Origin of the sequence: Rhodococcus sp. IEGM 1241 (assembly GCF_033142365.1) — a bacterium.
Lineage (GTDB): Bacteria > Actinomycetota > Actinomycetes > Mycobacteriales > Mycobacteriaceae > Rhodococcus_F > Rhodococcus_F erythropolis.
Genome location: NZ_JAWLSE010000001.1, coordinates 341,065 through 366,586 on the forward strand (window position 1 = coordinate 341,065; position 25,522 = coordinate 366,586).

At 61.4% G+C, this 25,522-nt stretch carries 25 protein-coding genes; 12 read left to right on the forward strand and 13 right to left on the reverse strand.

All coding sequences use genetic code 11. The annotated features are described in order from the left end of the window. Positions 1-70 precede the first annotated feature (70 nt). Positions 71-667 carry a CHAP domain-containing protein gene (locus R4P70_RS01575; RefSeq protein ID WP_317830287.1) on the forward strand — a complete coding sequence of 199 codons (597 nt, stop codon included), beginning with the start codon at positions 71-73 and terminating at the stop codon, positions 665-667. On the opposite strand, the gene R4P70_RS01580 is transcribed toward R4P70_RS01575, so the two are convergent. Further along, entirely contained in the window at positions 658-1,422 is a 765-nt protein-coding gene (locus tag R4P70_RS01580; RefSeq protein WP_070795487.1) for an acyl-[acyl-carrier-protein] thioesterase, read from the reverse strand. The two genes, R4P70_RS01575 and R4P70_RS01580, sit on opposite strands and share 10 nt — an antisense overlap. A 128-nt stretch (positions 1,423-1,550) precedes the next feature. Here R4P70_RS01580 and R4P70_RS01585 point away from each other — a divergent pair, with 128 nt between their 5' ends. From R4P70_RS01585 to R4P70_RS01595, 3 genes are all read left to right on the forward strand, one after another. Next, complete coding sequence (locus tag R4P70_RS01585; RefSeq protein WP_020909557.1) at positions 1,551-1,895, forward strand: ArsR/SmtB family transcription factor; 345 nt, start codon at positions 1,551-1,553, stop codon at positions 1,893-1,895. Beyond that, a complete protein-coding gene (locus R4P70_RS01590) occupies positions 1,886-2,566 on the forward strand; it encodes a cation transporter (RefSeq protein ID WP_021345930.1) in 681 nt (226 codons plus the stop codon). The genes R4P70_RS01585 and R4P70_RS01590 overlap by 10 nt, the downstream gene beginning before the upstream one ends. A gap of 206 nt (positions 2,567-2,772) precedes the next feature. After that, positions 2,773-3,189, forward strand: a complete 417-nt coding sequence (locus R4P70_RS01595; protein WP_020909554.1) for a hypothetical protein — start codon at positions 2,773-2,775, stop codon at positions 3,187-3,189. A 112-nt stretch (positions 3,190-3,301) separates the two neighbouring features. On the opposite strand, the gene R4P70_RS01600 is transcribed toward R4P70_RS01595, so the two are convergent. After that, positions 3,302-3,514: a hypothetical protein gene (locus R4P70_RS01600; RefSeq protein ID WP_078377385.1), complete on the reverse strand. Its 213-nt coding sequence runs from the start codon at positions 3,512-3,514 to the stop codon at positions 3,302-3,304. A gap of 257 nt (positions 3,515-3,771) precedes the next feature. Between R4P70_RS01600 and R4P70_RS01605 the strand changes: the two genes are divergently transcribed. Genes R4P70_RS01605 through R4P70_RS01615 form a run of 3 tightly spaced genes read left to right on the forward strand, consistent with a single transcriptional unit; the run spans position 3,772 to position 6,857 of the window. Continuing rightward, positions 3,772-4,431: a GAP family protein gene (locus R4P70_RS01605; protein WP_020971194.1), complete on the forward strand. Its 660-nt coding sequence runs from the start codon at positions 3,772-3,774 to the stop codon at positions 4,429-4,431. Positions 4,432-4,446: 15 nt separating this feature from the next. Further along, positions 4,447-5,160, forward strand: coding sequence for a GAP family protein (locus R4P70_RS01610; protein ID WP_019745851.1), 714 nt, complete (start codon positions 4,447-4,449; stop codon positions 5,158-5,160). Further along, complete coding sequence (locus R4P70_RS01615) at positions 5,157-6,857, forward strand: SulP family inorganic anion transporter (RefSeq protein ID WP_195790919.1); 1,701 nt, start codon at positions 5,157-5,159, stop codon at positions 6,855-6,857. The genes R4P70_RS01610 and R4P70_RS01615 overlap by 4 nt, the downstream gene beginning before the upstream one ends. Here the strand turns inward: R4P70_RS01615 and R4P70_RS01620 are convergent. From R4P70_RS01620 to R4P70_RS01640, 5 genes are all read right to left on the reverse strand, one after another. Next, on the reverse strand, positions 6,849-7,670 hold the full coding sequence (locus R4P70_RS01620) for a hypothetical protein (protein ID WP_020909552.1): 822 nt from the start codon (positions 7,668-7,670) through the stop codon (positions 6,849-6,851). The genes R4P70_RS01615 and R4P70_RS01620 overlap by 9 nt on opposite strands. A 14-nt stretch (positions 7,671-7,684) precedes the next feature. After that, the gene (locus R4P70_RS01625) at positions 7,685-10,399 is read right to left on the reverse strand and encodes a LuxR C-terminal-related transcriptional regulator (RefSeq protein ID WP_317830289.1); all 2,715 of its coding nucleotides are present in this window, start codon (positions 10,397-10,399) and stop codon (positions 7,685-7,687) included. A 176-nt stretch (positions 10,400-10,575) separates the two neighbouring features. Beyond that, positions 10,576-11,538, reverse strand: coding sequence for an asparaginase (locus R4P70_RS01630; RefSeq protein ID WP_279219389.1), 963 nt, complete (start codon positions 11,536-11,538; stop codon positions 10,576-10,578). A gap of 15 nt (positions 11,539-11,553) precedes the next feature. Further along, complete coding sequence (locus tag R4P70_RS01635) at positions 11,554-12,999, reverse strand: amino acid permease (RefSeq protein ID WP_019745846.1); 1,446 nt, start codon at positions 12,997-12,999, stop codon at positions 11,554-11,556. Further along, positions 12,999-14,438 (reverse strand): aspartate ammonia-lyase, encoded by a 1,440-nt coding sequence (locus R4P70_RS01640; RefSeq protein WP_021333371.1) that lies wholly within the window; start codon positions 14,436-14,438, stop codon positions 12,999-13,001. The genes R4P70_RS01635 and R4P70_RS01640 overlap by 1 nt, the downstream gene beginning before the upstream one ends. A 216-nt stretch (positions 14,439-14,654) precedes the next feature. Between R4P70_RS01640 and R4P70_RS01645 the strand changes: the two genes are divergently transcribed. Genes R4P70_RS01645 through R4P70_RS32670 form a run of 3 tightly spaced genes read left to right on the forward strand, consistent with a single transcriptional unit; the run spans position 14,655 to position 16,122 of the window. Continuing rightward, the gene (locus R4P70_RS01645; RefSeq protein WP_019745844.1) at positions 14,655-15,365 is read left to right on the forward strand and encodes a FadR/GntR family transcriptional regulator; all 711 of its coding nucleotides are present in this window, start codon (positions 14,655-14,657) and stop codon (positions 15,363-15,365) included. Further along, the gene (locus R4P70_RS32665) at positions 15,365-15,826 is read left to right on the forward strand and encodes an ankyrin repeat domain-containing protein (protein WP_411742461.1); all 462 of its coding nucleotides are present in this window, start codon (positions 15,365-15,367) and stop codon (positions 15,824-15,826) included. Before R4P70_RS01645 ends, R4P70_RS32665 begins: the two co-directional genes overlap by 1 nt. Continuing rightward, positions 15,823-16,122 (forward strand): ankyrin repeat domain-containing protein, encoded by a 300-nt coding sequence (locus R4P70_RS32670; protein ID WP_411742454.1) that lies wholly within the window; start codon positions 15,823-15,825, stop codon positions 16,120-16,122. The genes R4P70_RS32665 and R4P70_RS32670 overlap by 4 nt, the downstream gene beginning before the upstream one ends. Here R4P70_RS32670 and R4P70_RS01655 read toward each other — a convergent pair. Next, complete coding sequence (locus R4P70_RS01655; protein ID WP_046379512.1) at positions 16,083-17,054, reverse strand: helix-turn-helix domain-containing protein; 972 nt, start codon at positions 17,052-17,054, stop codon at positions 16,083-16,085. The genes R4P70_RS32670 and R4P70_RS01655 overlap by 40 nt on opposite strands. A 168-nt stretch (positions 17,055-17,222) precedes the next feature. On the opposite strand from R4P70_RS01655, the gene R4P70_RS01660 reads away from it, so the two are divergent. Next, entirely contained in the window at positions 17,223-18,029 is an 807-nt protein-coding gene (locus tag R4P70_RS01660) for an alpha/beta fold hydrolase (RefSeq protein WP_046379511.1), read from the forward strand. A 30-nt stretch (positions 18,030-18,059) separates the two neighbouring features. Here the strand turns inward: R4P70_RS01660 and R4P70_RS01665 are convergent, their stop codons facing one another. The 4 genes from R4P70_RS01665 to R4P70_RS01680 all read right to left on the reverse strand — a co-directional run bounded on the left by R4P70_RS01665 (position 18,060) and on the right by R4P70_RS01680 (position 22,704). After that, positions 18,060-19,250 carry a lipid-transfer protein gene (locus R4P70_RS01665; protein ID WP_020909545.1) on the reverse strand — a complete coding sequence of 397 codons (1,191 nt, stop codon included), beginning with the start codon at positions 19,248-19,250 and terminating at the stop codon, positions 18,060-18,062. Continuing rightward, positions 19,247-19,723, reverse strand: a complete 477-nt coding sequence (locus R4P70_RS01670; RefSeq protein WP_019745839.1) for a Zn-ribbon domain-containing OB-fold protein — start codon at positions 19,721-19,723, stop codon at positions 19,247-19,249. Before R4P70_RS01670 ends, R4P70_RS01665 begins: the two co-directional genes overlap by 4 nt. 212 nt (positions 19,724-19,935) lie before the next feature. Further along, the gene (locus R4P70_RS01675) at positions 19,936-21,663 is read right to left on the reverse strand and encodes an FAD-dependent oxidoreductase (protein WP_317830290.1); all 1,728 of its coding nucleotides are present in this window, start codon (positions 21,661-21,663) and stop codon (positions 19,936-19,938) included. A 33-nt stretch (positions 21,664-21,696) separates the two neighbouring features. Beyond that, positions 21,697-22,704 (reverse strand): AurF N-oxygenase family protein, encoded by a 1,008-nt coding sequence (locus tag R4P70_RS01680; RefSeq protein ID WP_003943163.1) that lies wholly within the window; start codon positions 22,702-22,704, stop codon positions 21,697-21,699. Positions 22,705-22,936: 232 nt separating this feature from the next. Here R4P70_RS01680 and R4P70_RS01685 point away from each other — a divergent pair, with 232 nt between their 5' ends. Beyond that, entirely contained in the window at positions 22,937-23,824 is an 888-nt protein-coding gene (locus R4P70_RS01685; protein ID WP_019745837.1) for an SDR family oxidoreductase, read from the forward strand. Positions 23,825-23,905: 81 nt separating this feature from the next. Here the strand turns inward: R4P70_RS01685 and R4P70_RS01690 are convergent, their stop codons facing one another. Continuing rightward, the gene (locus R4P70_RS01690) at positions 23,906-25,144 is read right to left on the reverse strand and encodes an HNH endonuclease signature motif containing protein (protein ID WP_317830291.1); all 1,239 of its coding nucleotides are present in this window, start codon (positions 25,142-25,144) and stop codon (positions 23,906-23,908) included. Positions 25,145-25,522 lie beyond the last annotated feature (378 nt).

The window sequence follows — 25,522 nt, forward strand, 5'->3', positions numbered from 1 at the left end:
TTGATGAGAAGTGCCAGCTCATCGGGGTGGTTGGCGTTTCGATTCTCGGCAGGCTGGCACACTCGTAAGGGTGAGTCCTGCCGAACCCAACCGTCGCCGCCGTATCTTGCTCTGGATTGCCGGGGTGCTCGGCGTCGTGATCGTGGTCGGGGCGGTTGTCGTCGCGGTCGCGCCTTCGCGGTATCTGCCCTGGGACACTGCCGAGTTCCCGACGGTCGACGCCAGTTCGGTGACTGCGGACCAGGCTCGAGTGCTCGAACTGCTGCAATCCGAGCACGAGCGGGACCGTCCGGGCACTTTCTATTCCGACGGTATCGACGAAGAATGGTGCGCCGATTTTGTCAGCTGGATAATGAGGGAAGCGGGTCGACCGTTGTCGAACCCGAACTCCGGAAGCTGGCGTATCCCGGGGGTGTACACCCTGCAGGAGTACTACCAGGGGATCGGCGCGTACGCCGAGAACGGCAGCGGGTACACCCCGAGCGTGGGTGATGTGGTGATCTACGACAGTTCGAGATGGGTAGGTCAGCACACCAACATCGTTGTGGCAGTGGACGGTGACTCGGCGATCACGGTCGGCGGCAACGAGTTCGGCAAGGTGCGGGTCCATGATCTGGACTGGCAATCCGACTCCGCCGTCGTGGGGTTCGGAAAACTTCACCCCTGATCGCTGTGGTTCGAGGTCAGGGCAAACCATCGAGCGGATGCACGTGCCTCGCCGCCGGCGTCGATGTGCAGCGTGTTCGTGCCGGTTCGCACGCTCACCTGCTCACCTCTCTTGACGGGCTGGGTGTACTCGAGGATCGCGCGAAAGGGTTCGCTTCGTAATTTTTCAGGCAGTGCATCTTCCACGGGTTGCCAATAGATCGCGTTGTTCACGTGATCGAAAGGGTCGAAATCGCTCGAGCGCAACGGGAATGGAGAATCCGCGTAATCGTCGGTGTCGGGGTCGATCCACCGACGCCAGTGAAGATGCTCATCCACGGCCGTCGATGCCAGGGCAGCGGTGAACTTTTCACTGATGGTTGCCGGCATTCCGGTTTTCGGGTCGATGTTGATCCAGAATGCCTCGGTCTCGATCAATCCACCGCTGTCGGACCTGATCCGAACCCGCATCGAACACCACTTGCTGGAGAGTCCGGAACACCAGCGCTGCAGATGAACTCGATCCGGCCAGACGACGGGTTCGAGTACGTCGATCACCGTCCTTCGCACCATCCACAGCGGGTGTGTATCCATGGCGCCGCGGTCGACGAGATTGTCGAAGCCCGCGTCTTGGAGGTAGCGCGCGATCGCGTCGAGGCGCAGTTGCTTGTCGGTGTGGATATCGCCCGTACGCACCGGCCAGGAGGCCTGGAAGATGCTGCCGGTTGTCGGTAGTTCGGCCATCGCTACGTGATCGTCGACTTTTGTACGGTTCATCGGATGTGGGCTCCCGGTGTTCGCTTACCCGGTCGGGTGGCTTCACGCTTGCGTTACCCGCTGGCAGGATCTTGAACCATCTGAGTTCACTGTTTTCTGAATACAGATTTCGATGTACTGTCGTACGTATGGATGTCGAGGGCGTAGATGTGGTGACCAACGTGGCGGTGCTTGCGAGGTTCGGGCATGCCTTGTCCGACGAGACTCGGACACGGATACTGCTCGAACTGAAAACTGCCCCTCGGTACCCGTCCGACCTCGCTGAAACACTGGCTGTGACCAGGCAGAAGCTGTCCAATCATCTGGCTTGTCTGCGCGGTTGTGGCTTGGTAGTGGCCGTCCCGGAAGGGCGCCGGACCAGATACGAACTCGCCGACGCACATATCGGTCAGGCCCTCGACGACCTGCTCGGGGTCGTACTCGCGGTGGATCCGTCGTACTGCCCGGACAGTGAATCAGAAGGATGCTGCTGATGGTTGCGCCCGTTGACGGTGGCGGCCTCTCGACTGCCCGGCGTGCGCTCTTGTCGAGACGAATTCGCATCTTCGTGGCGATCACGATCAGCTACAACGTCGTCGAAGCGATCATCGCGCTGGCGGAGGGCACACGGGTGTCGTCCGCAGCACTGTTCGGTTTCGGCCTCGATTCGGTGATCGAAGTGTCCTCGGCGGCAGCGGTTGCCTGGCAGTTCTCGGCTCCGGATCCGACGAGCCGTGAGAAGACGGCACTGCGAGTGATCGCATTCTCGTTCTTCGGGCTCGCTGCGTACGTCTCGTTCGACGCGATTCGGTCGCTGTTCGGTCTGGGTGAAGCGCAGCACACGAGCGTCGGAATAGTATTGGCTGCAGTCAGTTTGGCGATCATGCCGGCCCTGTCCTATGCGCAACGCCGAGCAGGTAGGGAGTTGGGTTCGCTTTCGGCGGTCGCGGATTCGAAGCAGACGCTGCTCTGTACCTACCTTTCTGCGGTCTTGCTGGTCGGTTTGCTGCTCAACTCGGTGCTCGGCTGGTCGTGGGCGGACCCGATTGCGGCACTGGTGATCGCCGTCATCGCCGTGAAGGAAGGCATCAACGCGTGGAAGGGTGATCCGTGCTGCCCGGTTGTGGCGGTGCCCGAGAGCGGTGACGAGTGCGACTGCTGCTGAGTGAGCACAGGTCCAGTTGAGTGAACACCGTCTGCAGCGCGTCGGAGAGGGTGCTCACTCGATGAAAGGGGTGCTCGGTTAGGTTTGCGATGCCGGCAAGCGGGTACGGGTCGGTGACCTGCGGTTCATCCGCGACGGGTGATGTTTTCGCTTCCCAGCCCCTCGAGACTGAGTATGGGAAGTGCATTCTGTCGAAAGGAACGCTGATGACTGCTCCACCGCGGGAACCCGCGAATCACCCTGTCCGGCAGGGTTTCGCGGTAGGTACGACGTTTGCAGCAGCAATTCTGCTGCTCACCGCAGGCATTGTCGCTCTGCTTCAGGGCATTGCGGCGGTCGCCGACAACAATCTGTTTGTCGTGGGTATCAACTACACGTACAAGTTCGACATCACGACGTGGGGCTGGATCCACATCATCTTGGGCATCATCGGAATCGTGGTGGCTCTCGGCCTCTTCACCGGTGCAGTGTGGGCCAGGGCGGCGGCAATAGTTATTGCGTCGCTCTCGATCATCGCCAACTTCTTGTGGATGCCGTACTACCCGCTGTGGTCGATCCTGGTCATCGCGCTCGACGTCGTTGTGATCTGGGCCGTCGCGACCTGGGACACAGACAGAGTCTAGGCGCCGAACGACTCGAGAGCAGTTGGTCCCGACCGAATCGACTCGGTCGGGACCATCGCTCGTGCGCGGGGGACGACCCGACGGAGGGGCGGATCGGATCATTCTGTTCGGATCAGTCTGGGAGCCTTCGCAGTTCGGCAACGGTCAAGCCGAGGGAATCGAGGCGGGCCATGATGCTTCGCATAGCAGTGTGATCCGCGACGGGCCCGTACAAACTGGTGAATCCGCCGGCGGCACTGGCAACGCTGAGTTCGGGAAACGCCGCTTTGACGCGGTCCGACACTTCGCCGTCGATGAGGAATTGATACCGAGTGGGAGCATTCATCAGTGTCCGCTCCATTTCGTAGGGCCATGAGGTTCGGTCAGTACCGCGTCGAGCCTCGAAATCACGTGTCGTCAGGGGCAATCGGCGTCGCCGCTCGATCCAGGACTCCGTATCCGTGAGATCCAGTCTTGCTCCCACACGCTTCCGAGGCGTCATCCCCAACGGGTGAATGTCATCGCGGCTCCATTCATCCCTTTTGTGTGAGGCTGCGAAAGAACGTCACCCCTAGTGTCGACCGGGAGAGAGAAGAGGTCGGCATGGGATCTGTCATCGGGGATCTTCTACCCTTAGCGGTCGGTGTTGCGGTATCGCCCATCCCGATCATCGCGGCGATCTTGATGTTGTTGTCCAAGCGAGCCGGTAGCACCAGCGTCGGATTCGCCCTGGGCTGGATACTCGGAATAGTTGTCGCCACTGTGATCTTCGTGCTCCTGTCCAGCAAGCTCGGCGACTCCGAAGGCGATCCCTCTGCGACGGTGTCGTGGATCAAGCTGGCGTTGGGTGTGTTGCTACTTGCGTTCGGAGTGAAGCAATGGCGTGGGCGCGGTGGCGAGCATGAAACCCCGAAGTGGATGCAAGCCATCGACGACATGACCGCTGCCAAGGGCATCGGCTTGGGCTTCGCGCTGGCAGCGATCAATCCGAAGAATCTGATGATGTGTATCGCGGCTGGAATCTCGATCGGCTCTGCGTCATTGGGCTCCGGTGAAGTAGTCGTCGCGGTTCTGGTTTTCACCGTCATCGCTGCCTCGACAGTGTGCGTGCCCGTGATCGGTTACCTCGTTGCCGCGGAGCGACTGCGCGGTCCGCTGGCCAAGCTGAAGGTGTGGTTGCAGGACAACAACGCCACTGTGATGAGTGTGTTGATCCTGGTTATCGGTGTTGTTCTCATCGGTAAGGGCATCGGCGGTCTCTGACAACGGGAGGTAGTTATGGGATCGCTGCTACTGCAACAGATCCCGCTGGCACTCGGTATCATCATGAGCCCGCTGGCGGTTGTCGCCGTTGTCGCCGTGCTCTTTTCCGAACGAGCGCGTCTCAACAGCATCGCGTATCTGATCGGGTGGTATCTCGGAATAGTTGTCGCCCTGGCCGGGTCGTACATCATCTTGACCGCACTCCAAGTTCATCAGAGAACACACCCACCCCTGTGGGTGCCCATCCTCCACCTCGTTCTCGGCGTGACGTTGCTCGCGGGTGCCTGGTTCGTCTACACGCGTAGTCGGCGCGGAGTACAGGCGATGGCGGCTGCAGTGGCTCCGGGAGATGTTGTCGCGGCCGCGCCTCAACTGCCGAAAATGCTCCAGTCGGTGGAACACTTCCAGCCGATGCGATCGGGTGTACTCGGGTTCGCGCTGTTCGTTCTCAATCCCATCGACATGTCCTGTGCGATTGCCGCTGCCATGAACTTTCGCCTCAGCACCGTGGCGCCGACGTCGCAGATCGTCTCGGCCGTGATCTTTTCTCTGGTGTCCGTGACCTCGGTCGCCGTGCCGGTCGCCCTTCTCCTGATCAAGAAGGAGGAGGCCACCGAACCGCTGCAGAAGATCCGCACCTGGATAGCCACCAACACGCACTTGCTGAACGTCGGGCTCCTCGTCCTGATCGCGGCGATGCAGATCAGTAAAGGGGTGCAAGGGCTATGAGTGCTCCGCACACACGGACGTGGTGGGTCTTCGGATCACTGTCCGACTATCAGCGAGGCTGGCTTCGACCAGACATCATCGCGGGCCTCACGGTGTGGGCTGTCCTTGTCCCGGAAGCGCTCGCGTACGCCACCATCGCCGGAGTTCCGCCGGTGGTCGGGCTCTATGCTGCAGTTCCGTCACTGATTCTGTATGCAGCAGCTGGTAGTTCGCGGCATCTGATCGTCGGACCGATGTCGGCCACTGCCGCGTTGTCCGCGGCGATGATCGCGCCACTGGCGTCGGGAGACGACACCAGATTTGTCGCATTGTCGGTCGGGCTCGCGATCGTGACCGGACTCGTCGGATTGCTCGCAGGATTCATGCGCCTCGGATTCATCGCATCCTTCATCTCCGAGCCGGTTCTCAAGGGATTCATAGTCGGTTTGGCACTCACGATCATCATCGGTCAAGTACCAAAACTCCTGGGCGTGGACAAGGGCGAGGGGAACTTCTTCGTCCAGGCGTGGACGGTGATCAAGGAACTTGGCGAGGTCGACGGTCCGACGGTGGTCATCGGATTGCTCAGCTTGGCAATGGTTCTGGGAGTCAAGCGATGGCTCCCGCTCGTGCCAGGTTCGCTTCTGGTTGTGTTACTGGGGATTACCGCAGTGGCGCTGTTCGGACTCGACGACCGTGGCATCGACATCGTCGGACACATCGATTCGGGCTTGCCGACTATGGGCCTGCCGAGTGGAGTAGGAGCCGAGGACTACCTCGACCTCGTGGGGCCGGCCGTCGGTGTTCTACTCATCGGTTTCGCCGAAGGTCTCGGCGCTGCAAAGACATACGCGGCGAAGGCCGGATACACGATCGACGCCAATCGGGAACTGGTAGGACTGGGGGCCGCCAATCTCGGATCGGGCCTTTGCTCGGGAATGGTGGTCAACGGCAGCCTCTCGAAGACGGCTGTCAACGGGGGAGCGGGTGCCAAATCACAGGTCAGCGGGTTGGTGGTCGCCGCATTGACGCTGCTGACACTGCTGTTCCTGACTGGGTTGTTCGAGAAACTACCGGAAGCGACGCTATCGGCGGTGGTCATCGCCGCAGTGATCGAACTAGTGGATTTCTCTTCTCTCGCAGCGCTGTACCGGGTCTGGACGAAGCGATTGGGCAGCATCTACGGGCACGCCGCTCGGGCCGATTTCGCTGCCGCTGTCGCGGCGATGTTCGGAGTTCTCCTGTTCGATACCTTGCCCGGTCTGATCATCGGAATTGTCGTCTCGATGCTGCTGCTCCTGTATCGAGTCTCCAAACCGCACGTGGCCGCTCTGGCCAAGGACGGCACGCGTTGGGTCGACACGAGCAGCCATCCTGATCTGAGGACACTCGACGGCGTCGTGGTGGTCAGGGTCGAATCCGGACTCTTCTTCGCGAATGCCGATCACGTGCGTGATCAGATCACCGGCATGGTGACCACCGGGACCACGACGGTCATTCTCGACGCCGAGACTTCACCGTTCATCGACGTCAGCGCGGCCCAGATGTTGGCTCAGCTTCGAGATTCGTTGGCTCGCAAGAATGTGAGCTTCCGGGTGGCCCGCGACATCGGTCAGTTCCGCGATGTCTTGTCCGGGGCTGACGAGGGTGCGCTGAAGGTCGACGTCTATCCGACCGTCTCGCAGGCCCTCGAGGGTCGGGACAACACTTCAGCGTGAGGTCCGCAGCCAGATTCCCAGTGGCCCCGCATCTTTTGCGACCGATCCGACGATCGACGACGCGACCACCACGATGGCAGAGAAGATGAACAGCCACCCGATCACGGTGAACATCACGCCGAGAAGGCCGAACTCGTCCTGAGACGTCTTGGTCATCCGCGGCAGAAACAGAGTGCCGGCCACGTGCAGTCCGGTCAGACCCGTCGCGGTGAGCAAGCCGGACCCGACACACATACGAGTGGTCATGCGATTGGCGGTCAACAGCATGGGCACGGCAGTCCAGACCAGTGCCCACACTGCGTAGACCGCAACAAATTCCAGGAGACTGCCCACTCTCGGAACGGCATTCAGTTCGCGGCACAGCGCAGCACCGACCACTGACGCGGCGACGACGAACACGACCGCGATCCACCGCCATGCCTGGCGAAGTGTCGCTGTCGGCACACTCCAGATTCGTCCGTACATCCGGCCAAGGGCGCGAGCGTATGACGTGGAACTGATCAACAGCATGAGCAAGCCGACAATGCCGAACGCGGCCGCAGTGGAGGTGTCGGTCATCACGGCGTCGGGAAGCTGCACCCCGAGGTCGTCTCTGGCGACATCGGCCAAGGGCTTCAGCTTTTCCAGGGTGGACGCTGCGATCATCACCGGCAGCAAGGACGTGAACGCCTGGGCTGCCAAAGTCATGGCGCTGTCGACGAGTCCGACTTCGAAGACGTCGATCGTCGCGTCGGTAGCCAACCGTCGGCTTGGTGTGCGTCTCGCCCAGACGGTCATTCGATCGCGCGTATCGGAGTACAGCTTCGGGGGCATGGAAGCAGTCTTGCTCAGATGAGTCCGCCGCGACGCGCAGCCTTGAGTGCGTCGCGTCGGTTACTTACTTCCAACTTCCGATAGATCCCGCGTAGATGCGTCTTGATGGTGTTGACGGACAGGAACAGCGTGTCGGCGATCGACTCGGTGGTGTCTCCCGAGGCCAGTTCGCGCAGCACGGTGTATTCGCCCGGTGTGAGGATCGGTGCACTCACCAGCTCTTGTGGACGAATGCGGTTGCGTACCTGTTCGGCAAAAGCCTCCTGATCGCCGAAGTGCCCACTGAACTCGTCGAAGATCGGACGCAGTGACGCGCCGTAGTCGAGGAAAGGTCGCAACAGCCCACCGGTTTCTGCGGCTCGCAGGGCTTTGTGCAGCGAACGAAACGACTTGCGCTCGTGACCGGTGGCAGCGTGGATCCCAGCCTCGAGTGTCCAGGCGTAGACGGTGTGGGCGAGCACAGGCTCTTCGGTGGATCCGAGGGCTTCGGAAACCTCGACGAGTGCTTCTGCGAACTTGTTGGACGAGAAAGCCACGGCAGCTCGCGCCAGGTGTATCTCGGAAGTCTCGCCGAACTGATCAGCCGCATCGCGCACGAGTCGGCCGGCCCATTCCACTTCGCCGACCGACAGGCATGCGTTCACGACCGGTGGGAGTAGGGCAAGAGTCGCCAATGAGAAGGTGCGCAGTGCGATCGCGCTGAGCATCGCATCGCGGACGTCGGCAGCGGTCGACCGTCGATCGGCCGCGTCGCCGAGACTGTGGAGCCCGAACGTGACGACGGTGTGCCACCCGAATGCCGGGACGCTGGCGCCGAGAACATCTGTGCTCCGGTAGTTTCCGATAGTCGGTATGCGGTACGGAAGTTCGCTGGTGGCGCAGAGATATGCAGCGAAGGCCACCACGGACGCGGACAACTCGTACTCCGCCGTCGTTGTGATTCGGTGTTCGACCGCGTAGTCGATGGCGTAGGTGGAGTGTGCCCTCATCGCCTCGATGTCCCCGCTGAGTGAGGCGACGAATCCCAGCCCGGTCAGTGCCTTCAGTACGAATCGCGACCTGCCTCGTAGTGTTCCGAGCGCGACCGCCTGGGTGTATTCGACAGTTGCCCTGTCGAACTCGCGTTTGAGTAGGAGGGCCGTCGCTACCTCGAGGTGAGCGTAGGCTTCGACGTCCGAGTGAGTGCTGTTCTGGCGCCGCACCAGGCGCGAAACCAATGGTTTGTTGTCGGAAGTTGGCGAAGCACAGGAGATTTCCAGACTCATCGCCAGGAACAGTGGCTCGTCCGCAATAGGCGGATGAGTTGCCTCGAGGAGATCGAGGCACGTTGTCGCAGAGGTCATGTCACCGGAATGGAGGGCGGCCGCAGCCAGGACCAGGCGGGTGATCGGAGATTCGGAGACCTGCGTCGTTGCGGATTCGAGCACTCGGACGACGTCTCCGCTGTGCCCGTCGAGTACGAGGCCCAGTCCGCAGCGCTCGAGAAAAGCGAGGATGCGGCACGGGTCGCCGATCGACACCTCGAGTTCGAGCGCCTCGAGTTCGAAGTGATGACTCTCGAACCAGGTTGCTGCTCGAAGGTGCGCGCGATTTCTCTCCTCGTGATCGACCCGACGGAACTCTGCGCGGAGGTGTTCGAGGAGAAGGGGGTGGTAGCTGAACCACGTGGTGTGGTCAGCGGAGTCGGTCCGCGTCACGGGGAAGTTGTATTGAATCAGAGCGTCGATCTCGGACCGAGCATTCGAATCGGTCAACGTTTCTGCGAGTTGAGCAGAGAACGAATCGACGACGGATGTCCGCAACATGAATGTCGTGACATGCTCGGGCAAGGATGTCAGGACCTCGTCGACGAGGAAGTCGGCGATCGGGCGGGGCGTATGGGTGAACTCGTTCAATGCATCACCGATGTCGCTCCGGCCTGCCAGGAACGCTGCGGTCAGGCGAACAACAGCGCCCCACCCCTTGGTGAAGTTCTCGACGATTGCGAGCTCGTCGTCGCCGAGGGCGATGTCGTATTCGCCGAACATCGCAGTGATCTCGGTGCGGTCGAAGGCGAGATCGGTGGATGCGAAGCGAGTGAGTCGGCCATCGAGCGCGAGACGATGCCAGGTGAGCGGAGGTTCGTATCGAGCAGCGACGATGATCGACAGATTGTCCGGGGTGTGCGTGAGTATCTGGTCGAGAAGACCGATCGACATCGGATCGTGAAGTGTGTGAACGTCGTCGAGAATCAGCGTCGTTCGGCGATCGTGAGCTTCGACGGTTTCCGCGAAGTGCGCGAGCCACTGTTCGACGGGTCGTCTCGATCCCGCCTGTGCCGGGAACCCTTGCCCGGTGGGCGCGCGACCGGCCGGGTCGAGAGGCGTCGAGATGGCCTCGGCGAGGGATTCGCACAGCACCGACACGTTGTTGTCGCGCTCGGCCAACGTCAGCCAGGCGAGGTCCACGTCAGGGGACGCCCGCGAATACTCACGAGCCCAATTCGCCAGCAGCAGGGTCTTTCCCGCTCCGGCCGGTGCAGAAAGCAGCCCGACGGACCCGGGCCCCGAGCCCTCGGTAGTGGTGGACGCGGTGAGTTTCTGGTGCAACCGGGGACGTGGAACCAGTCCCTTGATTGCAGAGGGTGGGTGAAAGCGCCCGCTGACAGGCGCGTCCGACGCGTGAGTGTGCCCGACGCGGTGAGACGCGTCGAGCGTCACTGCAGCGGCATCACGAAATGGGCTGCTCATCCGACTCCTGTTCGACTGGCTGCACTGGACGTGACCGCTGGATCGACATACGTAACGAGTTAGATGATGTGAAACTACCCAATTCGGACACTTGTTAAGCGTCCAAATCAAAAGATTCGGACCAAAGTCCCTGATTTAGCGAGGGGTGCGTTCGAACTACGACGGCGTCGCCAGTGCTACCGCCTGAACGGCGGGGTGCGAGCAAACCTCGAATATCGGTCGAATGCCTTTTCCAGGCCCAGGAGATCCGGATCTGACAACAAGGCCGCCAGAAGTACACGTGCCTGCCCGGCCCGAAGATCGGTGGAAAATACAGCGCCTGCGGCGATCAAGTCGTGGCCGCCGCCACCACCTCCGTAAACCGGGGAGATTGGCCCCGAGGGCACACGAGTTGTCACTACCACCGGAATGTGAGCGCCTACGCAGTCTCGGACGGCCTCGACGATCGTCGGATTGGCATTTCCCGAACCGAGTCCGTCGAGAACGAGTCCATTTGCCCCGGCGCTCACGCAAGCGTCGATCTGTACGCGGTCTGCCCCGGGATACACGGCGATGATGTCGACGCGGGTGTTCGAAATCGGATGCCACGGCAATGGTTCGGGAGTGCGCAGCAGGGCCGGATCGATGCGCAAGGAGTGGAAGGCATCAAGTGCCGTCGTGTCGGCCTTTCGCGTACCTGCTGCCGGGTGGACCGAACCGCCGAAGGCGATGAGGACACCACGTCCCTGCGACGAGATGTCGAGTCCGGCCGCGATCGCCGCGGCCAGATTCGAACGAGCGTCGGACTCGGGATGGTCGAAAGTGCGCTGCGCCCCGGTGAAGACCACCGGACGTCGGTCGTCGTGGTGCAGGTCCAACAAGAACGCAGTTTCCTCCATCGTGTCGGTGCCGTGAAGCACGACCACCGCGTCGAGTCCAGGATCCTTCAATTCGTCGGCTACGGCGTCGCGAACACGATCCATGTCCGCGAAGGTCATGCTCGAACTGTCCTTCGACATCACGTCCACGACTCGAAGATCGATGTCGGTCTGCTCATTGCCGAGCAGATCTGCACCGGTGATTGCGGGCCGACTGATTCCGTGCGCATCTCGGGTGCTGGCGATGGTGCCACCAGTGGTGACGACTGCGACTTTCGACACTGAGGTCCTTTCACGTCAAGCTGTGGGGCGATGGATGGCCAACTCGCGAATGCGATTCCTGGCGCCGTACCAACCAATCATCAACAGCGGTGCGATGATCGCGATGGAGCCGACGGTCCATGTTCCAACAGGGTTGTCGAATGCCATCAATACGATAACGACCGCAAGAAAGACCAGTGTCGCGATCCCGGTGTACGGTGCGCCGAATATGCGGAAGGGAGGGCGGGTGACTTTGCCTTGTTTCGCAAGTTGCCAGAGCTTCAACTGGCACAACACTATGACTGCCCACGCACTGATGATGCCGAGGGCTGCAAGATTGAGGACTATTTCGAAGGCTTGCGCTGGGACAACAGCATTGAGCCCGACGCCGAACAGGATGACCACGCCGGTGAGTGCGATTCCCCCGTACGGCACTCCGGCTTTGTTCATTTTGGCAGCGAAGGCAGGCGCCGAGCCTGCCATCGCCATCGAATGGAGTATTCGTCCGGTCGAATACAATCCGGCGTTGAGGGAAGACAAGGCTGCCGTGAGAACGACCAGATTCATGATCGCATCCGCGCCTTGGATGTTGATCGAACCGAAGAATGTGACGAATGGACTTTCACCGGCGTGGTACTCCGTGTACGGGAGCAACAGCGAGAGCAGTAGTACCGATCCCACGTAGAAGACGAGGATCCGAATGATCACTGTGTTGATTGCCTTGGGTATCACCTTCCGGGGATTTTCGGTCTCTCCGGCCGTGGTTCCCACGAGTTCAATTGAAGCGTAAGCGAACACGACGCCTTGAATCACCACGACTGCCGGCAGTATTCCGTTGGGGAACAGCCCGCCATTGTCGGTGATCAGGCTGAATCCGGAGGAATGCCCTTCGATGGGCGTGCCGAAGAGTACGAAATAGACACCGAACCCGAGGAATGCGGTCAACGCAACGACCTTGATCAACGCGAACCAGAACTCCAGCTCTCCGAAGACTTTGACGGACACCAGATTCAGTCCGAGAACCAACACCACCGCGATCAGAGCGAACATCCACTGATCGATGTGCCCCAGTGGCGCCCAGTACTTCTTGAAGAAGTTCATGTACAACGCCACAGCCGTGACATCGACCACGGCAGTCATTGCCCAGTTCATCCAGTACAGCCAACCCGCAGCGAAAGCCATCTTCTCGCCGAAGAATTCGCGTGCGTAGGAAACGAAGGATCCCGAAGTCGGTCGGTGCATCACCAGTTCGCCGAGTGCCCTCAGGATCAGGAACGCGAAGAACCCGCACAGCGCGTACACGAGAACCAAAGCCGGGCCCGCCTGTTGGAGTCGCCCTCCCGCACCCATGAAAAGGCCTGTTCCGATCGCACCACCGATCGCGATCATCTGAATCTGTCTGGGGCCGAGCGCCTTCTGATATCCGAGATCCTCTTCAGCGGCAACCTCGGCGTGGGGTGTCTCTTCCCGTTCGACGGTCATCAAACCTCCTCCGCAACGGCGGTAGCATGAGGCTTCTCGCCCGCAACGCGGAGATTGGCGAGATGTTCGGGGCTGAGCAACCGATCGAGTTCCTCGCGGTCGAGCAGGCCCGCTTCGATCACGAGATCGGCGACGCGACGCCCGGAAATCAACGCCTCCTGGGCAATCCGTGTGGACGCGGTATATCCGATGTAGGGATTGAGCGCGGTGACGAGGCCGATGGAATCTTCGACTCGCGCGCGCAACAGTTCGGTGTTGGCCGTGATACCGAGTACGCACCGGTCCGCCAGAATGCGGCAAGCCGCACCGAGGTGTCGCATTCCTTCGGACAGTGAGTGCACGATGATCGGCTCGAAAGCGTTGAGTTGGAGTTGCCCGGATTCCGCAGCCATCGTAATCGTCACGTCATTGCCGATGACTTCGTACGCGACCTGATTGAGGACCTCGGGAATTACCGGATTGACCTTGCCCGGCATGATCGACGAACCTGCCTGCACCGGAGGCAGATTGATCTCGTTCAATCCGGCTCGCGGACCAGAAGAGAGCAGCCGAAGATCGTTGCACACCTTGGACAACTTCACAGCGACCCGCTTGAGTACGCCGGAGAGGTGGACGAACTGGCCCACGTCTTGGGTCGCTTCGACCAGATCCGTTGCCAACACCAGCGGCAGCCCGGTTAGTGCGCCCAGGTCGGAACAGGCCACCTCGGCGTAGCCGGCAGGTGCGTTGAGACCGGTGCCGATAGCAGTGGCGCCGAGGTTGATCTCGTGAACGAGAAGAGCGGCCTCAGCCAGGCGCGCTCGATCCTCCTCGATCATGACCGCGTAGGTGCCGAACTCCTGACCCAGAGTCATCGGCACGGCGTCCTGCAGTTGGGTGCGTCCCATCTTCACTGTGTCGGCGAACTCGAGAGATTTGGTCGTGAACGCATTCTGGAGTACACGAAGTGCATCCAGCAGGTCCTCGATCGCGAAGATCGTCGAGATGTTGACGGCCGTGGGGTAGACGTCGTTGGTCGATTGGCTCAGGTTCACGTGCTCATTGGGGTGAAGTCGTTCGTAGTCGCCGCGCTGGTGGCCGAGGATTTCCAATGCGCGATTGGCGATTACCTCGTTGGCATTCATGTTCGTCGACGTTCCGGCACCACCCTGGATGACGTCCACTACAAACTGTTCGTGCCACCGGCCGTCCACGATTTCCTTGCATGCCTGTGAGATGGCCTCGGCTCGCGGGCCGTCGAGGATGCCCAGCTTCTCGTTTGCGCTGGCTGCGGCCCATTTGACGTAAGCGATGCCGCGGATCAGATGCGGGTTCGTGGCAATTGTTCGACCAGTGATCGGGAAGTTCTCCATCGCGCGCAAGGTGTGGATTCCCCAGTACGAATCGGCTGGAACTTCGCGATCGCCGAGCAGATCGTGTTCTGTTCGCGTTTCGAGCACTTGATCAATTCCTCGTGTCTCTTCGCGCAAGCATCACTCTGCGCGGTGGGTGTATTTCGGGATCGCAGCGCTGACGGACAAGTAGTAGACCCGCCCAGCTATCGGGCTATCAGGCTGTCTGACAGGTCTAATTGTTACCTCGCTCACTCCTGCACGTCAACCCGTCACCAGGTGCGATGTTTGACGCGGGACTTCGGCAGTCGCAACAATGACGGCATGAACCTGTCAGACAGCTGGGCCACCAGGCGACCAGTCGCCGCGCGGGTGAGTGCTGCCGAGGCAGTCCTCGCAGACCTTCGTGCCGCAATAGCCTCCGGCGATCTGGCAGTCGGAGAGCGTCTCCCGTCCGAAGCGTCCCTGGCCGAAAGGCACGGGGTCAGTCGATCGGTTATCCGCGAAGCCCTGCGCTCGTGCCACGCTCTCGGGCTCACCGAGACAAAATCCGGGCTCGGCACCTTCGTCGTCAGTGATTCGATAGCGCGAGACCTCGATTTCGGCAGCTATGCGGCCAACGAATTGGTCGAAGCACGGCCTCATGTCGAAATTCCGGCCGCAGGATGGGCTGCCCAACGGCACACCGCGGAGGAACTGGCAGCCCTCCGCGGACTGGTACAGCAGATGCGTGACGAGGACGATCCGCTCGTATGGGTTGCACTCGACGCCCAATTTCACGGACTGATTGCAAAAGCCAGTAGGAATCGTGTCTTCGAGTCGGTAATCGTCGATATCCGTGAAGCGCTGACAAGGCAATCCGAGACTCTCAATCTTGTTGCAGGTCGCCAGGAAAAGTCGAACGAGGAACACGAACGAATAGTCGAAGGAATTGCATCCGGGAGTTACGACCACGCCTCCAGGGCGATGGCCGAACACCTGGACGCCGTCAGGGTGACGCTCGAAACACTTGTCCAAGAAAGTGATTCGCTGTGATGGTGCGGCCGCGCAGGTCTGTCCTCGCCTGCGCAATCTTCGCGGCATCGGTGACCGGAGCGTTGGCTGGTTGCAGTTCGTCCGACACCCCGCTGACGCCGACCACCGCGGCGTCAGCGACAACAACGGCAGCTGTACCGCCTACGGGTGTAAAGCCATCGTCGACGCCGGAATCCGAACGCGCGCTCTTCGATGCTGTGGACCGCAATGATCCCGCAGCTGTTACCGCTGCCCTGACTGCCGGCGCGAACATCGAAGCGCGCGGCGATGGCGAACGGACTCCACTCGTCGAGGCCACAAAGAACAACGCCGTCGCTGCGGCTTCTACGTTGATTCTTGCCGGAGCTGACGTGAATGCGAAGGACTCCATGCAGGATTCGGCCTTCCTGTATTCCGGAGCCGAGGGATTGAACGAGATTCTGGCACTGACGCTCAGCCATGGCGCGATGTCGACAGCGTGAACCGTTACGGCGGTACGGCTCTGATTCCCGCGAGTGAACACGCGCATGTCGAGACCGTCCGGATGCTGATTGCTGCCGGGGTACCGGTCAATCACGTCAATGATCCGGGGTGGACGGCGCTTCTCGAGGCCGTTGTGTACGGCGACGGCTCGGCGCGCTACGTCGACGTGATCACTCAGCTTCTCGACGCCGGGGCAGATCCCTCGATCCGGGATGCGTCGGGAAAGACCGCATTGGACAATGCCGAAAGCCGTGGTCAGTCAGACGTTGTGGCGCTGCTGCAATCGCGGAGCTGACGCCAACGAGTCGGGCTGACTCCGTAGGCCTGCCGAAACCGTCGGCTGAAGTGTCCGGCATCGACAAATCCCGCACGGCGCGCAATGGTGGCGATCGGCAGGTCGACGGTAGCGGGTCGAGCCAGTTCGTCCCGAGCCTTCTGCAGGCGCTGGGTGATGATCCACTGCTCGAGCCGGAATTCGTTGTCTGAACAGATCTTGTACAACTGACGCAGTGAGATGCTGTGGGCGTGGGCAATTCGTGCAGGATGCAGCGCTGGATCGTGAAGGTGTTCGCGGATGTATCGGCGGATCGATGTCAACGTGAGTGCCGATCTCGGAGCGGAGGCGTCGGGATTTGCATGCGCGATCGATGCGACCAAAGCGCGCGCCAGTTCGATCGAGGCCTCGCCCAATTGTTCGGCGGCAGGATCGGTCTCCAACTGATCGGCGCTGCCGAACAATTCACGAACGTGCGCGATCATCAAGGGGTACAGGTTGCTGTGGTGAGGTCGCGTGGCAGCGTCACGGATGGAGTCGATCGGTAGTCCCAGCCGATCCATCGGAACGTAGAGGCACTGGGAAGCACCCGTTTCCGTCCAGGAGAAATCGTAGGTCGACGTCAGGTCCGTCATGAGTAGTTCACCGGCCGGGACTCTGCGTTGTTCATCGTGCTGATCTAGATGACCGATTCCGCTCTCCTGCAGGGCAATCGCGAGAACCGGCATCGACGCTGATCGCACGTGCCGCGGTGTTCTGGTCAATCGCATCCCCGTCGACTCGGAGCGGAACAGTGATGCTGCGCCCAGATTCCACACGTTCATCCGGGCGCTCACGCCCGCCGGATCCTCCAAGTGGATCGCACAGGGAACCGATGCGCGTCCCATCGCGTCGACGAAGGCGTCCGTGCGTTGGTCAGGCTCCAGCACGGAAGTATCCAGGAGCAAAGCCATGCAGCCTTGATACCCCGGGATGTGGACGCTCAACCAGAATTTGTGCACCGTGAGACCAGAAGTCTGCACGGACAGTCACGTCCGTCGCAGCAGGTATTTCTAGGATCGAAACGGGCGTGTCCCGGCCTACCGCAGTTTCTCGCTTGCCTACGAGAGTGAAGGAAACGCATGAAGATCTCACGTGTATTCACAGCAGTTCTGGCAATGCTCATGACAGTCGCGGCCGGACTGATCTTCGGTTCCGGTGCTGCGGTGGCAAGCCCCAAGCCAACTGTCGTTCTGGTTCACGGCGCCTTTGCCGACGCCACCAGTTGGGACGGCGTTGCCGCCGACCTACGCTCGCGTGGCTATCGCGTCGTGGTGCCGGACAATCCTCTGCGCGGGCCGGCTTACGACGCGTCCGTGATCGAGAAGACGGTTGCGGACATCGACGGCCCCGTCGTTCTCGTCGGGCACTCGTACGGCGGCGCGGTGATCACCAATGTCCACGATCCGAAAGTCCAGTCGCTGGTCTACATCGCGGCGTTCGGTCCGGTGGAGGGTGAGCCGGTACAGATCACGATCGACCCGATTCGATTCCCTGGCAGCCAATTGCTTCCTCCGGCTCTGGGATTGAAGATCGTCGACGATCCTCACGCGATCGGCGGGAAGAACGTCGATGGCTACGTCACGGACGAGTATTTCCATTCCGTCTTCGCTCAAGACGTTTCCGACGAGACGGCGGCAACCATGTTGGCTCACCAGAAGTCCGCCGCTTTGTGGGCGAACCTCGAACTCGGCGGGCCACCGTCGTGGGCGAACACACCGAGCTGGTATCTGGTCGCCGGTGAGGATCGCGTGATCCCAGCTTCGGCGCAGCGGTTCATGGCAAACCGGATGGGCGCGAACACCAGCGAACTCCCGACCTCCCATGCCTCGCTGGTCTCACAGCCAGGGGCAGTGGCAGACGTGATCGTGGCGGCCGCTCACGGGTGAGTGTGCGACCGCCACGAAAGTAGAACAGGGTCAGGCGGAAACGATTACCGAGGAGCCGTGTCCGAACAGACCTTGGTTGGCGGTGATACCGATGCGGGCGCCTTCGACCTGACGGCCTTCGGCTTGTCCGCGCAGCTGCCAGGTGAGCTCGCACACCTGCGCAAGTGCCTGTGCGGGAACGGCTTCGCCGAAGCATGCGAGACCGCCGGACGGATTGACCGGGATGCGCCCCCCGATACTGGTGTCACCCGCACGCAGAAGGTGCTCGGCCTCGCCCCGCTTGCACAGCGCGAGGTCTTCGATCCAGTCCAGTTCCACCGAGGTAGCGAGGTCGTAGACCTCGGCGACGTCGACGTCTTCGGGAGAGATCCCGGCTTCCTCGTACGCGGCGTAGCCGATGGATTCCTTGAACGTGCGCTCCGGAGCCGGGACGGCGGAGCTGGAATCGGTGGAGAAGTTCGGCATATCCATGATCGTCTGCGGGAACGTCGGCGTGACCGTCGAAATAGCCTTGATGCGAACAGGTTCCGCGATGCCCATCTTGCGGGCGTATTCCATCGACGTCAGCAAGATTGCGGCGCCGCCGTCGGACGTCGCGCAGATGTCGAGCAGGTGAAGGGGATTGGACACCACGGGGGAGGCCAACACGTTCTCGACGGTGACTTCCTTGCGGTAGCGCGCATTCGGATTATTGAGCCCGTGCTTGGCGTTCTTGACCTTCACGTTGGCGAAGTCCTCCGCGGTGGCGCCGTAGAGGTCGATGCGACGACGCGCGTTGAGCGCGAAGTACGCCGGGTTGGTCATACCCATGAGGCGGAAGCGCAACCAGTCCGGGTCGTCCCAACGCTCACCGGCGACGGGAGCGAGGAAACCCTTGGGGGTGGTGTCGGCGCCGACGACCAGGGCAACTTCGCTGAGGCCGGCCAGAATTCGTGCGCGAGCGGTGTCGAGTGCCTGGGCTCCCGTCGCGCACGCTGCGTACGACGTGGCGACGCGAGCGCCGTTCCAGCCGAGTGCCTGTGCGAAGGTGGCTCCGGCGACGTATCCGCCGTAACCGTTGCGGACTGTCTCGCCGCCGACGATGAAGTCGACGTCCTGCCAATTCACGCCCGAATCGGCGAGCGCGGCGCGAGCGGCGGCAACGCCGTATTTCACGAACGACTGGCCCCACTTGCCCCAGGGGTGCATACCGACACCGAGTACTGCGACGTCCTTGCTCATGACTGCGACTCCTGATCAGCTGCGGCGACAGGCTTCCAGCGCCACGTCGTACGTACTCCGGTTTCGTCGGTGTACAGCGGCTCGACAACCAATTCGACGGTATTGCCGACCTTGAGATCGTCGACGCCGAATCCGTCGGCCACCTGGCCGAGGATGACGATCCCCTCGGGCAGCTCGACTGCGGCGAGAGCAAAAGGCTCGTACGGATCCGAGCGCGGGATGTACGGCGGCGGGGGCTGGTACTGCGCGTCGGTGTACGACCAGACAGTGCCGCGGCGGGAGAGTTCCACGTCGTCGAACTCCTCGCTGAAGCAGCTCGGGTTCTTGCAGAACGTCGCCTCACGAGGGAAGGAAATGGTGCCGCAGGATTGGCACTTCGTGCCGATCAGAGCAGGTTCGTCGCCGGTGGTGAACCAACCCTCTACTGCAGGCGTCACACTCCCGTTCGGCGCCGGCGTTGCAGTCTCGCTCATGCAATCCTCATCTGGTTGGCGAGCCTGATCCGGGGGATCGTGGGCCCGCTGTGCCGCTTACTGGAACAGGTTGCAGTATTACACGATTTCGGCCGCTGACGGGCAAAAATTTTCGCTGAGTGGGACGCTGCCGGAACGCAGACGGCCCCGCCGGGCAGACGAGTCTGCAGGCGGGGCCGTGTGCGTGAAAGTAGCTGTTTACCTGTAGCGGATCAGCGAGCGCGAACGGATCGACCGAATCGACGCGCCGGTTTCACCCGGGCCGCAGCGTCGAGGATGGAGGTGATCTCGACCTGATCCAGAACCTTTTCGCGGACACGGTCGTGCGCAGCGCCGCGTTCCAGTTCCGCCTTGTCGATGGCGTGCCATCCCTCGCGGTCAACTACGTCGGACTGTCGCGCCCGGACCAGACGATCGACTGCGGAGTCGTCGGCGACCGGGTTGGTCAGGCGTCCGTCGTTGAAGTCGTCGACGAGCATCCTGATCGTTTCCTGCGCGCAGGACTTGTTGGTGCCGATGAACCCACTCGGTCCGCGCTTGATCCAACCGGTCGCGTAGACGCCGGTTGCGGGATCGCCGTTCGGAGCTTCGAGGACGCGGCCGTTCTCATTCGGAATGACCGAAGCACGCTCGTCGAACGGGACGCCGGTGATGGGCACTCCGCGGTAGCCGATCGAGGTGAGGACCAAGCCGGCATCGATGGTCTCGGTATCGCCCGTCGCCTCGATCTGCACGGTTCCGTTGGCGTCGACCAGGGCGTTGCGAGCGAACTCGATTCCACTGACCTGATCGTCGCCGGTGATCGACGTCGGCGTGAGCAGGTAGCGCAACGTGATGCGCTTGTTGCCGACGTCGACGTGATCGCGGTTCTTCAGGGCTTCGAGTAGACGCAACTTCTGCTCGACGGCATGCGGAAGCTCGCCGCGTTTTGCCAGTTCTTCGGTGGCCGAGTCGAGAACCATGTCGTCGGGTCCGACAGAGAGTTCGATGTCCGGCAGTGCCATCAGGCCGGTGAACTCGGGGACTGTGAACGCGGACTGTGCGATTCCGCGTCGACCCACGATGACAACTTCTTCGACGCGACTCTTCCGCAGAGCGGCGAGTGCGTGAGCGGAGATGTCAGTGCTCGCCAACTTCTCGGGATCGGCCGTCAGAATGCGAGCGACGTCGAGCGCGACGTTTCCGTTTCCGATGATGACCGCGCGGCGATGCGAGAGGTCGAAGACGTCGTCGGCGTGATCGGGGTGGCCGTTGTACCAGGCCACGAAGTCGGTGGCCGATGCCGTGCCAGGCAGATCAGCACCCGGAATGCCGAGACCACGGTCGGACGAAGCGCCGACTGCGTAGAGCACCGCATGATGATTTTCGAGCAGTTCGCTGTGCGAGATGTGCTTGCCGATCTCGACGTTGAGGTAGAACTCGAAACCCTTTTGTGCGGCGATCTTGTCGAACAAGCGAGTGACCTGCTTGGTCTTCTGATGGTCCGGAGCAACGCCGGCGCGAACCAGGCCGTAAGGCACAGGAAGGCGATCGAAGACGTTGACCTGCACGTCAGGCTGAGTCAGCAACTCGTCCGCGGCATACATCGCCGACGGTCCGGAACCGACGATCGCAACGCGCAACGGCGGTCGGCCCTTGTCGACGTGGGCTGCCGGAATGACCTTGGCGAGAAGCGGCCTGGGCCGCTCTTCCTTGTAGAAGTCCGCATTGATGGACAGGAAGACTCGCTGCGGGTCGGTCAGCTTCGACTCGGGGACGATGGCGTCGACCGGGCAGGCCGAGACACATGCGCCGCAGTCGACGCAGGCCTGCGGATCGATGTGCAGCATCTCGGCGGTGAGGAAGTCCGGCTCGTCCGGCGTCGGATGGATGCAGTTGACCGGGCAGGCGTAGACGCACGAGGCGTCGCTGCAACAGGACTGCGTGACTACGTGTGGCATGGCGCTATGAGTCCGATCTCGACTGTCCGGGAGCTACGCGGCGGCGTTGTGCGAGCTGCGGTGAGGTTCGCTACGGAAGCGTGATGCGCGGCCGTCCATCTTGCAGGCCTTCCACACCAGGCGCGAGGCACGGTTCATCAGGCCGGTGTCGGTGGCCAGCATGCGGACGTCACCGAAGTAGTTGCGCAGGGTCTGGCGCGACTCGGGCAGATCCCAGAACAGGTCCTTCTTCACGGACTTCGGGATGTCGAACTGCTTCCAGAAAGACTTCGGCGGGATGACGATGGCGTCACAGAGAATGCGCATGACGATCGGGAACAGCAGCGAGAGGACGAACCGGTTCGGGCGTGACATCAGCGGGATGCGACGGCTCAGAAGCTTGTGCGCGAACGAGATGTGACGCGCTTCCTCGGCTACGTGGATGGCCATGACCGACTGCATGATCGGGTGGATCTGGCCGCCGGCGCGCAGGATGCTCTTCTGAATGTGGTCGATCGGCTCTTCGCCGGCGAGGACACCGACGAAGAACAGTTCGGGGAACGGACCCGCAGCGAGGGGAATGAAGGGTGCAAGCATCTTCATCGGACGGCTCATGCCGGGAGCGTCGGCACCGATGCGGTTGACCATCTCCTGGAACATCATCGTGTGGTTGCACTCTTCGACCGACTCGTGCGTGCAGTAGCGCGCCTCGGCCGAATCGTTGGGGAGCGAGAAGACGTACTGCATCATGCCGCGGATCAGAATGTTCTCGAACTGGAGACCGACCTTCGCGACATTGGCCTGGCGCCACATGCCGATTTCGATCTGCCTGGCCTCGGACTGCGACTGGTACCAGGGGTGAGCACCCAGCGGGTCTGTCTCGGCCGGGAGGATCCAGCGGCGATCGTTCGGGACGACGGCAAACTCGGGGGAGTCCCAGTCGATGTCGAGGTACGGGTCGAAGTGCTTGTGCACCGAGCCCTCGGACAGGAGTCGAAGCGTCTCGTTGTACGAGTCGTCGGATGCTTCTCCGCGCTTGTCGAGCGGCGATGTGAGCGTCATGGCGTCTCCTCTTCGTGTCGGTCACCGCTGGTATTTCTCGCGGTGTTCGGTGGAATCGAGGGCCGGTTGTGTGATCGCTGGCACTCGGTCTGGGTTTAATGTAACCCGAGGTATCAGGAAAAGCTAGTGGCAGATACTCCTGGATCTCGACGAATTCTTGACACGGTCGAAACGGCGCCATAACTTACTTTTGAGTAATTTCCGCGGTGCGCTCGAAGTTGGCTGTTCAGGGATGGGTTCGCACCGAAACGCACGCGAAGATCGAACCGAGGCCGATGTGATCAGAACGCTGCTCAGCAATATTGCCTTGAGTCCGCCGACGCGTCTGCGCTCTCTTGTTCCGTCACGCGGTGTCACGCTCTCCGACAAGACGATCGTTCTGACAGGAGCTTCCTCGGGGATCGGCGAGGCCACTGCTCATCTCTTGGCTCGTCGGGGAGCCGAGATGATCCTGGTCGCGCGCGGTGAGGAAAACCTCGAACACGTACGGGACGAGATCCACCGCAGGGGAGGGTGGGCGCACATCGTGCCTGCGGACCTCTCCCGCGGTGAAGCCGTCGACGAACTCGCGGAGACGATCGCGGATCGATTCGGGTCGGTCGACATCCTCGTCAACAATGCGGGTCGCTCGATCCGGCGTACCGCGTTGGATTCGGTCGACCGATTCCACGACTACGAGCGCACCATGGCACTCAACTACTTCGGACCTACACGACTGACGTTGCGTCTGCTGCCCGCGATGCTCGAGGCGAAGTCCGGACACATCATCAACGTCGGAACCTGGGGAGTCACTGCCGGCGTGATGCCGAGGTTCAGTGCCTACCACGCGTCGAAGTCTGCTCTCAGTGCCTTCGGCCGAAGCCTCGGCGCGGAATGTCACGGCACCGGTGTCGATGTCACCACAGTGCAATTCCCACTCATACGAACACCGATGATCGCGCCGACGGCGGATTACGTGAGCCAGCCGGCGCTGACGGCCGATCAAGCTGCATCGTGGATCTTGAGGGCGATCAATACGCGTCCCGTCGAGCTGTATCCACGGTACGCGGGGCTGTTACGAGCGATTGACGTTGTATCCCCTTCTGCCACTGACGCTCTCGTGCGAAGGGCCGGGATCTGAGGGGTTGGGATCTGACCAGAAACGTGCACCAGCACCGGGGCATGGTTCGTCCCCGGTGCTGATGTATTCGATTGTCGCGATTCACGCCGCTGTGGGTGGGCTGTTCCCGCCGATCGGCTGTTGATACGGATCAACCGACATCGGTGGATAGAACACCGTCTTTCGATCCGGACCGATCTCCACCCGCCATTCCGTGTGGTGCATCGTCCGGTGGTGATGACCGCACAACAAGATCAGATTGTCGAGATCTGTTGGGCCACCATCGTTCCAGTGAACGATATGATGGGCATCGCACCACCCCGACGGAGTCCCGCATCCCGGGAACGCACACCCGCCATCACGAACTGCCAACGCCCGCCGCTGCGGCACCGTTGCTGTTCTCGCTTCCTTACCGCAGTCGAGCGGAACACCATTTTCATCCAACAAAATTCGGGTGACGGTGCAGTCGCAGGCCAACATCCGGGCAGTGTCGATACTGATCGGGCCCACCCAATCCGTCCACGCAAACCCCAACTCCTCAGTGGACGGCAACAGGTCTTTCAACGCCTGCAGGTCCGTCATGTCTTTCGCGGACGCGGTGACCGTGATGTGTGGTTTCACGCCGCCTTCGATCGGACCCAACCCCGCCCGCTCGTACCGGCGCAATAACTCGCAAAACCCGTCCGCCCGTCGTAATGCCGGCGTGCGGGTGTCCTTGACACCGTCCTTCTCCGGCGTCGGAGCCGACAGGCTCGACAGCAGCGTGATCAGACGCGCCCCGTTGACCGCATCCAGATCCCCCTTCACAGTCACTCTGCCGTACAAGCCTTTCGAGGCGTAGAACTCATTCCGCTCCGAATCTTCCCCGACCGGAACACCGTCCTCACGCTTGCCATATTGCTTCTCGATCCGCCGGATCGCCGCCCGCACCGCATCACAATCGGCAGTGTTCTTCGACGCCAGGCCAAGCAGAATCCCCCGGGCCTTGTCCACATCCGCCGGGGTCATGTTCTTCGGCGGATGCTGACAAAACGACGCCACCTGCCGCGCCTTCAACGCATCAACATCACCCCGGTGAAACGCATCCGCGACAACGGGTTCGGGCATCAACAACCGCGCCAAACCGACCAGCAGACTGCACTCGCCAATCTCCAGATTCGTCGAACCGTGCAACCACTGCGCGATCGCCCGAAAACCCTTCCCGCCGAGAACCTCCCGGGAAAACATCTCCACGATCAGCAACACCATCCGCGACTGCAACTCGTGCCGGACACGCACCAGATCCAGAACCTCACTCTTGAGGCCCTCGCCATCCAGCTGCCACGCATCCCGACTATTCATGCCGAAAGTTTAATCGAACACAGTTTCGAACACAAGAGGTTGTTGATCGAAAATTGCTGCTATCAAATCGATTTCGACAATTCGGACATTCGGTTATAGGGGGTCGTCGACGTAGTCCACGTGCGCCGACGAGTGCGAGCGCCACCATCAACCCGGAGCGCAACAGCATCACGTCGGAATTGTCTGAGCCCCAGCACATTGTGTAATCGGCGTCGATCATGTTGCCGCTTGTCCCCGGCAAGCGTATGGGTCCAGCCGAGCACCAGGCCCAGGAGTGTCATCGCCAGCGTGATGGGAACGAAGACCACCAGGACCCGCAAGGAATACCCTCGAACACGGCCGGTGGATTCGCGAAGATCGACGAGTAGTGGAAGCGCC